Source organism: Pseudomonas putida, from assembly GCF_028682475.1.
GTDB classification, from domain to species: Bacteria; Pseudomonadota; Gammaproteobacteria; order Pseudomonadales; family Pseudomonadaceae; genus Aquipseudomonas; species Aquipseudomonas putida_AG.
Genome location: NZ_JANHLE010000015.1, coordinates 114,303 through 126,910 on the forward strand (window position 1 = coordinate 114,303; position 12,608 = coordinate 126,910).

Annotated in this window: 12 protein-coding genes; all 12 read left to right on the forward strand. The window is 62.3% G+C overall.

Annotation, left to right across the window (positions count from 1 at the left end; genetic code table 11):
• Positions 1 to 62 precede the first annotated feature (62 nt).
• Complete coding sequence (locus tag NPS47_RS14645) at positions 63 to 1,277, forward strand: sensor histidine kinase (protein ID WP_274295591.1); 1,215 nt, start codon at positions 63 to 65, stop codon at positions 1,275 to 1,277.
• On the forward strand, positions 1,274 to 2,641 hold the full coding sequence (locus NPS47_RS14650; protein WP_274295592.1) for a sigma-54-dependent transcriptional regulator: 1,368 nt from the start codon (positions 1,274 to 1,276) through the stop codon (positions 2,639 to 2,641). The genes NPS47_RS14645 and NPS47_RS14650 overlap by 4 nt, the downstream gene beginning before the upstream one ends.
• Positions 2,642 to 2,761: 120 nt before the next feature.
• Positions 2,762 to 3,088: a flagellar hook-basal body complex protein FliE gene (fliE, locus tag NPS47_RS14655; RefSeq protein ID WP_010224994.1), complete on the forward strand. Its 327-nt coding sequence runs from the start codon at positions 2,762 to 2,764 to the stop codon at positions 3,086 to 3,088.
• A 15-nt stretch (positions 3,089 to 3,103) separates the two neighbouring features.
• On the forward strand, positions 3,104 to 4,882 hold the full coding sequence (gene fliF / locus NPS47_RS14660; RefSeq protein ID WP_274295593.1) for a flagellar basal-body MS-ring/collar protein FliF: 1,779 nt from the start codon (positions 3,104 to 3,106) through the stop codon (positions 4,880 to 4,882).
• Entirely contained in the window at positions 4,875 to 5,894 is a 1,020-nt protein-coding gene (gene fliG / locus NPS47_RS14665) for a flagellar motor switch protein FliG (protein WP_038613367.1), read from the forward strand. The genes fliF and fliG overlap by 8 nt, the downstream gene beginning before the upstream one ends.
• 139 nt (positions 5,895 to 6,033) lie before the next feature.
• On the forward strand, positions 6,034 to 6,795 hold the full coding sequence (gene fliH, locus NPS47_RS14670) for a flagellar assembly protein FliH (RefSeq protein ID WP_274295594.1): 762 nt from the start codon (positions 6,034 to 6,036) through the stop codon (positions 6,793 to 6,795).
• Positions 6,785 to 8,149 (forward strand): flagellar protein export ATPase FliI, encoded by a 1,365-nt coding sequence (gene fliI, locus NPS47_RS14675; protein WP_274295595.1) that lies wholly within the window; start codon positions 6,785 to 6,787, stop codon positions 8,147 to 8,149. Before fliH ends, fliI begins: the two co-directional genes overlap by 11 nt.
• Before the next feature lie 6 nt (positions 8,150 to 8,155).
• Positions 8,156 to 8,608 (forward strand): flagellar export protein FliJ, encoded by a 453-nt coding sequence (fliJ, locus tag NPS47_RS14680; RefSeq protein ID WP_038613361.1) that lies wholly within the window; start codon positions 8,156 to 8,158, stop codon positions 8,606 to 8,608.
• 93 nt (positions 8,609 to 8,701) lie between these two features.
• A complete protein-coding gene (locus NPS47_RS14685; RefSeq protein WP_274295596.1) occupies positions 8,702 to 9,001 on the forward strand; it encodes an STAS domain-containing protein in 300 nt (99 codons plus the stop codon).
• Positions 9,002 to 9,009: 8 nt separating this feature from the next.
• On the forward strand, positions 9,010 to 10,710 hold the full coding sequence (locus tag NPS47_RS14690) for a fused response regulator/phosphatase (RefSeq protein WP_274295597.1): 1,701 nt from the start codon (positions 9,010 to 9,012) through the stop codon (positions 10,708 to 10,710).
• Between the two features lie 25 nt (positions 10,711 to 10,735).
• Positions 10,736 to 11,083: an Hpt domain-containing protein gene (locus tag NPS47_RS14695; protein WP_274295598.1), complete on the forward strand. Its 348-nt coding sequence runs from the start codon at positions 10,736 to 10,738 to the stop codon at positions 11,081 to 11,083.
• An 82-nt stretch (positions 11,084 to 11,165) separates the two neighbouring features.
• On the forward strand, positions 11,166 to 12,467 hold the full coding sequence (locus NPS47_RS14700; RefSeq protein WP_274295599.1) for a flagellar hook-length control protein FliK: 1,302 nt from the start codon (positions 11,166 to 11,168) through the stop codon (positions 12,465 to 12,467).
• The last annotated feature ends 141 nt before the right edge of the window (positions 12,468 to 12,608 follow it).

Here is a 12,608-nt window from a genome sequence, read left to right on the forward strand (position 1 = left end):
GGCTATTGCTATATCGCAGGCAACATACCGTTTTATGACGGTCAGCCACGCGAGAGAGCATGATGCCCCAGGCCGCCCCCATCTCCAGTGTCCCCAAATCGAAGGGGCCGAACGCTGCCGAGCAGGAAAGTCGCCTTGGTCTGGAACAGGCCTTCGCGCTGTTCGATCAGGTCTCCAGTCAGTTGAATCAATCCTATAACCTGCTCGAAGCCCGGGTCACCGAACTCAAGGGCGAGCTGGCGGTGGTCAGTGCTCAGCGCATGGCCGAGCTGGCGGAGAAGGAGCGTCTGGCCAACCGCCTGCAGAACCTGCTTGATCTGTTGCCCGGCGGGGTCATTGTCATCGATGGCCAGGGCCGTGTGCGCGAGGCCAATCCTGCTGCCTGTGATTTGCTCGGCGAGCCGTTGGTGGGCGAGTTGTGGCGCCAGGTGATCGCCCGCAGTTTTGCCCCGCGTGAGGACGACGGCCACGAAGTGTCGCTGCGCGATGGTCGGCGTCTGTCGATTGCCACCCGTTCGCTGGATGCCGAGCCGGGCCAGCTGGTGCTGCTCAACGACCTGACCGAAACCCGTCACTTGCAGGGTGAGCTGGCGCGCCATGAGCGCTTGTCGTCGCTGGGGCGGATGGTCGCCTCGCTGGCGCATCAGATCCGTACGCCGTTGTCGGCTGCCTTGCTGTATGCCAGTCACCTGGCCGAACAGAGCCTGCCGCTGGAGACCCAGCAGCGCTTCGCCGGTAGTCTCAAGGAGCGTCTGCATGAGCTCGAGCATCAGGTGCGTGACATGCTGGTGTTCGCGCGCGGCGAGCTGCCGCTGACTGACCGGGTGACCCCCAAGGCGCTGTTCCAGGCACTGCAGCAGGCTGCCCAGGCGCACGTTCAGGGACATGCGGTGCGCTGGCAGTGCGACAGTCACCTGGGTGAGTTGCTGTGCAATCGCGACACCTTGGTCGGCGCCTTGCTCAACCTGATTGAAAATGCCTTGCAGGCCAGCAGCGAACCTGTGCGCCTGAAGGTGCACCTGTACCGCCGTGGGCAGCTGTTGCGTTTGTGTGTCAGTGACGCCGGGGCGGGAATCGACAGCGCGTTGCTGGCGCGTCTGGGCGAGCCGTTCCTCACCACCAAAGCCACCGGTACCGGCCTTGGCCTGGCTGTGGTCAAGGCGGTGGCGCGGGCGCATCAGGGTACGCTGCAGTTGCGTTCGCGGCTGGGTCGTGGCACCTGCGCGCTGGTGACGCTGCCGCTGATAGATGCGTTGAAAATGGAGATTGAGCAATGAAGGCAATCAAGGTGCTGCTGGTCGAGGATGATCGGGCACTGCGTCAGGCCTTGGGCGATACCCTGGAGCTGGGTGGTTTTGCTTATCGTGCGCTCGGCTCGGCCGAAGAGGCGCTGGAGGCTGTGGCTGAAGAGGCATTCAGCCTGGTGGTCAGCGACGTCAATATGCCGGGCATGGATGGCCATCAGTTGCTGGCCCGCTTGCGTGCGAATCAGCCGCAATTGCCGGTGTTGTTGATGACGGCGCATGCTGCTGTCGAGCGCGCGGTCGAAGCCATGCGCCAGGGCGCGGTGGACTATCTGGTCAAGCCGTTTGAGCCGCGGGCGCTGCTTGAGCTGGTGGCGCGTCATGCCCTTGGGGTGGTTGCCGGTGTGGCTGACGAAGGCCCGGTTGCTTGTGAGCCGGCCAGTGCGCAGTTGCTGGAGCTGGCCACACGCGTGGCGCGCAGCGATTCCACGGTGTTGATCTCCGGCGAATCGGGTACCGGCAAAGAAGTGCTGGCGCGTTTTATCCATCAGCAATCAACCCGGGCCGGTCAGCCATTCGTGGCGATCAACTGCGCGGCGATTCCGGACAACATGCTCGAAGCGACCTTGTTCGGTCACGAGAAGGGCTCCTTCACCGGAGCGATCGCCGCCCAGGCGGGCAAGTTCGAGCAGGCTGATGGCGGCACCTTGCTGCTCGATGAAATCTCCGAGATGCCTCTGGGGTTGCAAGCCAAGCTGCTGCGTGTGTTGCAGGAGCGCGAGGTGGAGCGGGTTGGCGGGCGCAAGCCGATTGCTCTGGATATCCGCATCGTTGCGACCACCAACCGTGATCTGGCGGGTGAGGTGGCGGCCGGGCGTTTCCGTGAAGACCTGTTCTATCGTCTGTCGGTGTTCCCCTTGGCGTGGCGACCATTGCGCGAGCGTAGCGCCGATATTCTGCCGCTGGCTGAGCGCTTGCTGGCGCGTCACGTCAATAAAATGAAACATGCGCCGGTGCGCCTGTCGCCTGAGGCCAAAGCGTGCCTGCAGGGGTATGCCTGGCCGGGTAACGTGCGCGAGCTGGATAACGCCATTCAGCGGGCGCTGATCCTGCAGCAGGGCGGGGTGATCGAGGCGGCGGATTTTTGTCTGGCCGGTGCCATGCCGATGTTCACCACTGTCGCGCCAGCGCAGCTGCCGGTTGAAGCGCCAGCGGGTCTGGGTGATGACATGCGTCGTCACGAGTTCCAGATGATCATCGATACCCTGCGCTCCGAGCGCGGGCGGCGCAAGGAAGCGGCTGAGCGTCTGGGCATCAGCCCGCGGACCCTGCGCTACAAACTGGCGCAGATGCGGGATGCCGGGATGGATGTCGAGGCCAGTCTGTACGCCAACTGATGGCTGGGAATATTCACCTATTTGTTTGCGCTGTACGCAGAGCTGGCACTCTTGTTGCTAAGTCCTGCGTATCCGCTGCGTGAGTGTCAAAAAAATGCGGGCCGTCGGAGAGAGAAGTCCATGAGCCAAGGTGTTGAGTTTAATCGATTGATGTTGGACATGCGGGCCATGCAAATGGACGCCATGTCGATGCCTAAAGCGGCGGCCGCGCCCGAGCTTGGCTCGAGCAATTTTGCCGACATGCTGGGGCAGGCCATCAATAAGGTCAGCGACACCCAGCAGGCTTCCACGCAACTGGCCAATGCCTTCGAAATCGGCAAGAGCGGTGTCGACCTGACCGACGTGATGATCGCTTCGCAGAAAGCCTCGGTATCCTTTCAAGCCTTGACCCAGGTGCGTAACAAGCTGGTCCAGGCCTATCAAGACATCATGCAGATGCCGGTATAAGGGCGAGATTGAGTCATGGCCGAAGCAGTCGTCGATAACGTGCCCGCCAAAGGCAGCGCATCAGCGCCCAAGCCGCCGTTGTTCGGCATGTCGTTCCTGGAAAACATCTCGCAGATGCCCATGCTGCGGCAGGTTGGCCTGCTGGTCGGTCTGGCCGCGAGTGTGGCCATCGGTTTTGCTGTGGTGCTCTGGTCGCAGCAGCCCGACTACCGTCCGCTGTACGGCAGTCTGGCGGGCATGGACACCAAGCAGGTCATGGAAACCCTGGCCGCTGCCGATATTCCCTACAACGTCGAACCCAATTCCGGTGCCTTGCTGGTCAAGGCCGACGACCTCTCCCGTGCCCGTCTGAAACTGGCCGCCGCCGGTGTGGCGCCGAGCGACGGCAATGTCGGCTTCGAGATTCTCGACAAGGAACAGGGCCTGGGCACCAGCCAGTTCATGGAGGCCACCCGCTATCGCCGTGGCCTTGAAGGTGAACTAGCGCGCACCGTTTCCAGTCTCAACAACGTCAAGGCCGCACGCGTGCACCTGGCGATTCCGAAGAGCTCGGTGTTCGTCCGTGACGAGCGTCGGCCGAGTGCCTCGGTGCTGGTCGAGCTGTATCCGGGCCGCGGCCTGGAAGCCGGTCAGGTGATGGCGATTGTCAACCTGGTGGCAACCAGTGTGCCGGAACTGGACAAGTCCCAGGTCACCGTGGTGGACCAGAAGGGCAACCTGCTCTCCGACCAGATCAACAACTCCGAACTGACCATGGCCGGCAAGCAGTTCGATTACAGCCGACGCATGGAAGGCATGCTCACCCAGCGCGTGCACAATATCCTGCAGCCAGTGCTGGGCAATGATCGCTACAAGGCTGAAGTGTCGGCCGATGTCGATTTCAGTGCCGTCGAATCCACCTCCGAACAGTTCAATCCGGATCAGCCGGCGCTGCGCAGCGAGCAGTCGGTCAACGAACAGCGCTCCAGCAGCATGGGCCCGCAAGGTGTGCCTGGTGCCCTGAGCAACCAGCCGCCTGGCCCGGCATCCGCACCGCAAACCACCGGTGGCGCACAGACCGCCGCGGCGGCCATCCAGCCGGGTCAACCGCTGCTCGACGCCAACGGCCAGCAGATCATGGACCCGGCCACCGGCCAGCCGATGCTTGCGCCTTATCCTGCGGACAAGCGCCTGCAGTCGACCAAGAACTTCGAGCTTGATCGCTCCATCAGTCATACCCGTCAGCAGCAGGGCCGTCTGAACCGCCTGTCGGTGGCGGTGGTGGTCGATGACCAGGTCAAGATCGACCCGGCCACCGGTGACACCACCCGTGCGCCCTGGGGTGCTGAAGACCTCGCGCGCTTCACCCGCCTGGTGCAGGACGCGGTGGGCTTCGACGCCAGCCGTGGCGACAGTGTCAGCGTGATCAACGTACCGTTCGCCGCAGACCGTGGCGAGGTGATCACCGAGATTCCGTTCTACTCGCAGCCATGGTTCTGGGACATCATCAAGCAGGTCATGGGGGTACTGTTCATCCTCGTGCTGGTGTTCGGCGTGCTGCGCCCGGTACTCAACAACATCACTGGCAATGGCAAACAGAACGCCGGTAGCGATGGCGACATGGAACTGGGCGCGCTCGGTCTGGATGGCGATCTGGCCAACGACCGCGTGAGCCTGGGTGGTCCGCAAAGCATTCTGCTGCCGAGCCCGAGCGAGGGCTACGATGCGCAGCTCAACGCAATCAAGAGCCTGGTGGCCGAAGATCCGGGTCGTGTGGCCCAGGTCGTGAAAGAGTGGATCAACGCCGATGAGTGATAACCGAGCCCTTACCGCGAAACTGACCCGGGTCGACAAGGCTGCAATCCTGCTCTTGTCCCTGGGGGAAACCGACGCTGCCCAGGTATTGCGCCACATGGGGCCCAAGGAAGTGCAGCGGGTCGGCGTGGCCATGGCGCAGATGGGCAACGTCCATCGCGAGCAGGTCGAGCAGGTGATGAGCGAGTTCGTCGAGATCGTCGGCGACCAGACCAGCCTGGGTGTCGGTTCCGACGGCTACATCCGCAAGATGCTCACTCAGGCCCTGGGTGAAGACAAGGCCAACGGCCTGATCGACCGCATCCTGCTCGGTGGCAACACCAGCGGCCTGGACAGCCTCAAGTGGATGGAGCCGCGCGCCGTGGCCGATGTCATCCGTTACGAGCACCCGCAGATTCAGGCCATTGTTGTTGCTTACCTGGACCCTGATCAGGCCGGTGAAGTGCTCGGCAACTTCGACCACAAGGTGCGCCTGGACATCATCCTGCGCGTCTCCTCGCTCAACACCGTGCAACCGGCGGCGCTCAAGGAACTCAACCAGATCCTCGAGAAACAGTTCTCCGGCAACTCCAACGCTGCGCGTACCACCCTGGGTGGTATCAAGCGTGCTGCCGATATCATGAACTTCCTCGACAGCTCCGTGGAAGGCCAGCTGATGGACGCGATCCGCGACATCGATGGCGACCTCTCCGAGCAGATCGAAGACTTGATGTTCGTCTTCAACAACCTCGCCGATGTCGACGATCGCGGGATCCAGGCGCTGCTGCGCGAGGTCTCCTCCGACGTGCTGGTGGTCTCCCTCAAGGGCGCCGACGAGAAGGTCAAGGACAAGATCTTCAAGAACATGTCCAAGCGTGCCTCGGAACTGCTGCGCGACGACCTGGAGGCCAAAGGGCCGGTACGGGTCAGCGATGTCGAGACGGCGCAAAAGGAAATCCTCACCATCGCCCGCCGTATGGCCGAAGCCGGAGAGATCGTGCTCGGTGGCAAGGGCGGCGAAGAGATGATCTAAGCGGATCTCATGGTTGGCAACGGCTCCTGTGGGAGCTGGCCTTGCCAGCGATGGAATCGACGCAGTAACCCTGGGGGCGAGGTGTCCGCATCGCTGGCAAGCCAGCTCCCACAGAACTGTTTTATGAGTGCGTGCAATCATGTCAACCAACGAGCACCTGAGTGAGCTGATTCGCGCCGATCAAGTCGAGGCCTTCAATCGCTGGGCGCTGCCCAGCTTCGACCCGGAGCCCGAACCTGAGCCGGAGCCCGAACCTGAAGTGGTTCAGGAAGAAGTCGAGGAAGTGCCGCTCGAAGAAGTGCAGCCGCTGACCCTCGAAGAGCTCGAAAGCATTCGTCAGGAAGCCTACAACGAAGGCTTTGCCACCGGTGAGCGTGAAGGCTTTCACAGCACCCAGCTCAAGGTCCGCCAGGAAGCTGAGGTCGTGTTGGCAGCCAAACTGGCCAGCCTCGAACAGCTGATGGGCAACCTCCTAGAGCCGATTGCCGAGCAGGACAGCCAGATCGAGAAAGCCCTGGTCAACCTGGTCGCGCACATGGCCCGTGAAGTCATCGGCCGTGAGCTGCGCAGCGACTCCAGCCAGATCGCTCAGGTTTTGCGCGAAGCGTTGAAACTGCTGCCCATGGGCGCCGACAACATCCGTATCCATATCAACCCGCAGGACTTCGAGCAGGCCAAGGCCTTGCGCGAGCGCCACGAAGAGCGCTGGAAACTGCTCGAAGACGAGGCGCTGCTGCCGGGTGGCTGCCGCATCGAAACCGACCACAGCCGCATCGATGCAACCATGGAAACCCGTATCGACAAGGCCCTGGCGCAACTGTTCGATCAATTGCACGACCAGGGCCTGCATCCTGCGGCGCCCGATCTGACGGTCGATCTGGACGACACCCATGCGTCTTGAGCGCACCAGTTTCGGCAAGCGCCTGGGCACCTACGCCGACACGATAAAGCTGCCTGCCCAGCCCGTCGTCGAGGGTCGTCTGTTGCGCATGGTCGGCTTGACCCTGGAAGCCGAAGGCCTGCGTGCCGCGATTGGCAGTCGCTGCGTAGTGATCAACGACGACAGCTACCACCCGGTGCGGGTCGAGGCGGAAGTCATGGGCTTCGCCGGCAGCAAAGTGTTTCTTATGCCGGTCGGCAGTGTCGCCGGGATCGCGCCTGGGGCGCGGGTCGTGCCATTGGCTGACAACGGTCGTCTGCCGATGGGCATGAGCATGCTCGGCCGGGTCCTCGATGGTGCTGGCCGGGCGCTGGATGGCAAGGGCGGGATGAAGGCCGAAGACTGGGTGCCGATGGACGGGCCGACCATCAACCCGCTCAATCGCGACCCGATCAGTGTCCCGCTGGATGTCGGTATCCGCAGCATCAACGGCCTGTTGACCGTAGGGCGTGGTCAGCGCCTGGGCCTGTTCGCCGGTACCGGCGTGGGTAAGAGTGTGCTGCTGGGGATGATGACCCGCTTCACCGAGGCCGACATCATCGTGGTCGGCCTGATCGGCGAGCGGGGCCGTGAGGTCAAGGAGTTCATTGAGCATATTCTCGGCACCGAGGGCCTCAAACGCTCGGTGGTCGTGGCATCGCCGGCTGACGATGCGCCGTTGATGCGCCTGCGTGCCGCCATGTATTGCACGCGGATTGCCGAATACTTTCGCGACAAGGGCAAGAACGTCCTGTTGCTGATGGATTCGCTGACCCGTTTTGCCCAGGCCCAGCGGGAAATCGCCCTGGCCATCGGCGAACCCCCCGCGACCAAGGGTTATCCGCCGTCGGTGTTTGCCAAGTTGCCCAAGCTGGTGGAGCGAGCCGGTAACGGCGAGGCGGGCGGTGGTTCGATTACCGCGTTCTATACCGTGCTGTCCGAGGGCGACGACCAGCAGGATCCGATCGCCGACTCGGCGCGCGGCGTGCTCGACGGGCATATCGTGCTCTCCCGGCGCCTGGCGGAAGAAGGGCATTACCCGGCCATCGATATCGAAGCTTCGATCAGTCGGGTCATGCCCCAGGTGGTCAGCCCTGACCAGATGCGCGAGGCACAACAGTTCAAGCAGCTGTGGTCGCGCCTGTCGCAGAGTCGCGACCTGATCAGTGTTGGCGCTTACGTGGCCGGCGGTGATGCCGAAACTGACCTGGCCATCGCGCTGCAGCCGAAGCTGGTGCATTTCCTCCGCCAGGGCCTGAACGACAATGTGGGTATGCAGCAGAGTCGTGAGCACCTGGCCAGTGTGTTCGCCCAGCCCAAAACCGACGCGGGCTGATAGACCATGGCCCAGCCCAGTCGTGCCGCGCGTCTGACCCCTGTGGTGGAAATGGCCGAAAATGCCGAGCGTCAGGCTGCCCAGCGCCTGGGGCAGTTCCAGCAGCAGGTGAATCTGGCGCAGGCCAAGCTCGCCGAACTCGACCGCTTTCGTGAAGACTACCAACTGCAATGGATCGACCGCGGCGGGCAGGGTGTGTCCGGTAGCTGGCTGGTCAACTACCAGCGCTTTCTCGGGCAGTTGGAGAGTGCCATGACCCAGCAGCGCCAGAGTCTGGCCTGGCATCAGAACAACCTCAACAACGCCCGTGGCACCTGGCAGCAGGCCTATGCCCGGGTCGAAGGGTTGCGCAAGCTGGTCCAGCGTTATATCGACGAGGCGCGGATGATCGAAGACAAGCGCGAGCAAAAACTGCTCGACGAGTTGTCCCAGCGCCTGCCGCGGCATGATCGCTATTGAGTCAGCCTTTGACCGGGGAGGCTTGCCCCGGGGTCGGCGGGCTGCTAAACCTTCCTGGTGTCTGCAATCGTCGTAATGGAAGGAATCGCCAACATGGCAGTGAGTGCTGAGATTTCCCAGGATGGGAAAAAGCTGACGATCCAGGTCAAGGGGCGCTTTGACTTTGGCAAACATCAGGAATTTCGTGCGGCCTATGAGCGCAATCACCCTGAGTCGGTGGTGGTCGATCTCAAGGACGCCACCTACCTCGACAGCTCGGCGCTCGGCATGCTGTTGATGCTGCGCGATCATGTCGGCGGTGACGGCGCCGAGATCCGGGTGGTCAACACCAGCTCGGATGTGCGCAAGATCCTCGCAATCTCCAACTTCGACAAATTGTTCGACATCAGTTGATCCAGACCATGCCTGAGTCACGCCTGACCGTGCTCATCGCCGAAGACAGTGCAGCGGATCGTCTGCTGCTGGCGCGAATCGTCAGCAGGCAGGGTCACGCCGTGCTCACCGCTGAAAACGGCGAGCAGGCGGTAGCCTTGTTCGCTGAGCAGCGCCCGCAACTGGTGTTGCTCGACGCGCTGATGCCGGTCATGGACGGTTTCGAGGCGGCGCGGCAGATCAAGCTGCTGGCCGGTGAGGCATTGGTGCCGATCATCTTTCTGACCTCGCTCAGTGAAGACGAAGCGCTGGTGCGCTGTCTGGAGGCGGGTGGCGACGATTTTCTGGCAAAGCCCTACAGCCCGGTGATCCTGTCTGCCAAGATCAAGGCCATGGATCGCCTGCGCCGCTTGCAGGCCACGGTGCTCGAGCAGCGTGACCAGATCGCCGGCCATCACCATCATCTGCTCAATGAACAAAGGGTGGCCAAGGCGGTGTTCGACAAAGTCGCCCACGCCGGTTGCCTGAACGCCCCCAATATCCGCTACCTGCAATCACCTTATGCGCTGTTCAACGGTGATCTGCTGCTGGCGGCGTTCACGCCCTCCGGTGACATGCATGTGCTGCTGGGCGACTTCACCGGGCATGGTTTGCCCGCCGCCGTTGGTGCGATGCCGCTGGCGGAGGTTTTTTATGGCATGACGGCCAAGGGCTATGGCCTGGCCGAAACCCTGCGCGAGATGAATGCCAAGCTCAAGCGCATCCTGCCGGTGGACATGTTCTGTTGTGCGCTGCTGCTCAACCTGAGTTTCCAGCGGCGCATGGTCGAGGTGTGGAACGGCGGCATGCCTGATGGTTACCTGCTGTCTGCTGACGGTGGTGCGCCATTGCCGTTGGTGTCCCGGCACTTGCCGCTGGGTGTGTTGGCGCCGGAGCGCTTCGACGATTCGACGCAGGTTCTGCCCCTGGCGCTGGGCGAGCGTCTGTTGCTGCTGTCCGACGGCGTGGTGGATACCAGTGACGAGCGTGAGCGGCTGTTCGGGGTCGAGCGCCTGCTTCGGGTGCTTGGCGATAATCGCCAGCCAGATCGTTTGTTCGAGGAAATCAATCAGGCACTGGAGGCATTTCGCGGGCGCTCGCGTGACGATGTGAGTCTGCTGGAGATTGCGGTTGTCGAGCCGGATGCATTGGCGCCACCGCCAGTGATCTATTCTGACAGCGGGCAATCCGTGCCGCTGGACTGGTCGCTGCAGTTCGAGTTTCGCGCCGAGACGCTCAAGCGCTTCAATCCGTTACCGTATCTGTTGCAACTGCTACAGGAGATACATGGTCTGCGCGCCCAGAGCGGGGCGTTGCACAGTGTTCTGAGCGAGCTGTATTCCAATGCCCTGGAGCATGGGGTGTTGGGGCTTGATTCAGGGCTCAAGCGCGATGCCCAGGGGTTCGGCGAATACTACCGGCAGCGCAATGAACGTTTGCAGGCGCTGAGCAGCGGCTATATTCGAATACGGTTGCGTGTTGAACCACAAGGTGTGGGCGGGCGTCTATGCATTGAGGTCGAAGATAGCGGCAAAGGCTTCAATGTCGGTACAGTGCTCGCCCGTCCGCTGGTGGAGCAGGGCTTGTATGGGCGCGGACTGAACCTGATACGTCGGCTGAGCCGGCATGCCGAGTGGGCTGACGAGGGGCGCCGCGTATGCGTGGAGTTCGCCTGGGAGGCTCTGGCATAATCCAGCTTGATCAAGGAGTGAGCAAGTGTCCAATATCCACATCGATCATGAAGTGTTAAGCGGCTTGCAGGAGGTCATGGAAGATGACTACCTGATATTGCTTGATACCTTTCTCAAAGACTCCGAAATGCGCCTCAGCCAGTTGCATCAGGCGACCAGTCCTGAAGAGCTCGGCTATGCCGCGCACAGCTTCAAGGGCAGCAGCAGCAACATGGGCGCCAAAGCGCTGGCCGAGCTGTGCAGGCAGCTGGAGGAGCGCGTCAAGCAACCACCGCTGAATGACATAGAGGTTCTGATCAATCAGATCGACCGTGAGTATGAGGCTGTTCGTATCTTGTATACCGAAGAGCGTCAGCGTGTGTTGATTGGTTAAGGCTGTTTCGTCGGACTTGGCGCGACTCTTGCTAAATCTACGCTAATCAACCTTCCAGACCCTCTGTCGCGGAGAACCCTACATGCCGGTCGCTTCCAATCCATTGCTGCAGGTCAGTGCTGCGACAAAGGCTTCGCGCGCTGCCTCCAGCCCGTCGGACAAACCGCTGCAGACGGCGAACGACAAGGCCTCGGGCTTTTCCAGTGTGTATGCGCAGCAGTCGCGGGAAAAGCCGTCTGCGGCTGCCGACAGCCTGAATCGCGACAAGGGCGTCCCGGCCGGGAAAGACGTTGCCGGCGGCAAAGGCGCTGCCGCTGAAAAGCCGAAGCTTGCCGACAGCGGCAATGCGTTGCCAGAGGATCAGGACAGCACGCTGGCCGTTGACGGCGAAGGTACAGATCCGACGCTGCTCGATCCCAATCTGGTGGCCGGTCAAGTCACCGATGCACAGCCTGGCGCCCAGTTGATTCAGGCTCAGGCCGAGGCGGTGGCGCCGGTTGTCCAGGCGGCGCAGCTACAAGCCCAGGCTGTGCCGGCAGCTCCCCTCCCAGCGGCAGCGCCTGAATTCGATCCTGAAGCCGATCCGCTCGCCGACCTGCCAGCCTTGCGCATGGCGCTTGAGCAGAGTGCGCAGGCGAAGGGAACCACCTCGGCGCATGCCGCCACTAAACCGGCGACAGCACAGCCTGAAGCGGCGCCAACCCAGCCTGCCGTCAATACCCTGGCGGCACTGCTCGATAAGCCGGGTGCTGATGCTGAACAGGGCGAGTCGGGTGAGAAAGCGTTTTCCGGGTTGCTCGATGATGGCCTCAAGGATCTCAAGAGTGCTGCCAGTGACACCCGGGTGGATAACTTCGCCGAGCGTCTGAGCACTCTGACCCAGGCGGCCACGGCAAAAACCGCCAATACCGTGCCGCTGGCAGCGGCGCCCTTGCATCAGCCCTTGGCGATGAACCAGGGTGGCTGGACCGAGGGCCTGGTCAACCGGGTGATGTACCTGTCCAGCCAGAGCCTCAAGTCGGCCGACATCCAGCTGGAGCCGGCAGAGCTGGGGCGCCTGGACATCCGCGTCAACCTCGCGCCTGAGCAGCAGGCGCAGATCACCTTCACCAGTGGTCATGTCGGCGTTCGTGAAGCACTGGAAAACCAGGTGCACCGCCTCAAGGAAATGTTCGCCCAGCAAGGGCTCGGACAGCCGGATGTGAATGTCGCCGATCAATCGCGTGGCCAGCAGCATCAGCAGGGCAACCCTGACTCGCCGCGTTTGAGCGGTGTGGCGGCGCGGCGCAATGCGGCGGGCGAAGAGGGTGAGGTTGCTGCAAGCACTGCCCCGGTCGAGCAGCAGGCTGTGGTCGGCTCCAGCGCGGTCGATTACTACGCCTGATCGGCGACCCTCTGTAGGGTCAACTGTCTTGCACTTGTCTGATGTGGGAGATTCTATGGTTGAGGGCAAGGCACTTTAGCCCCCTTTGAGATGTATTCGCCCTGGCTTTTAAGCAGGGCGAAGGCGACTCGTGCCAGCTTT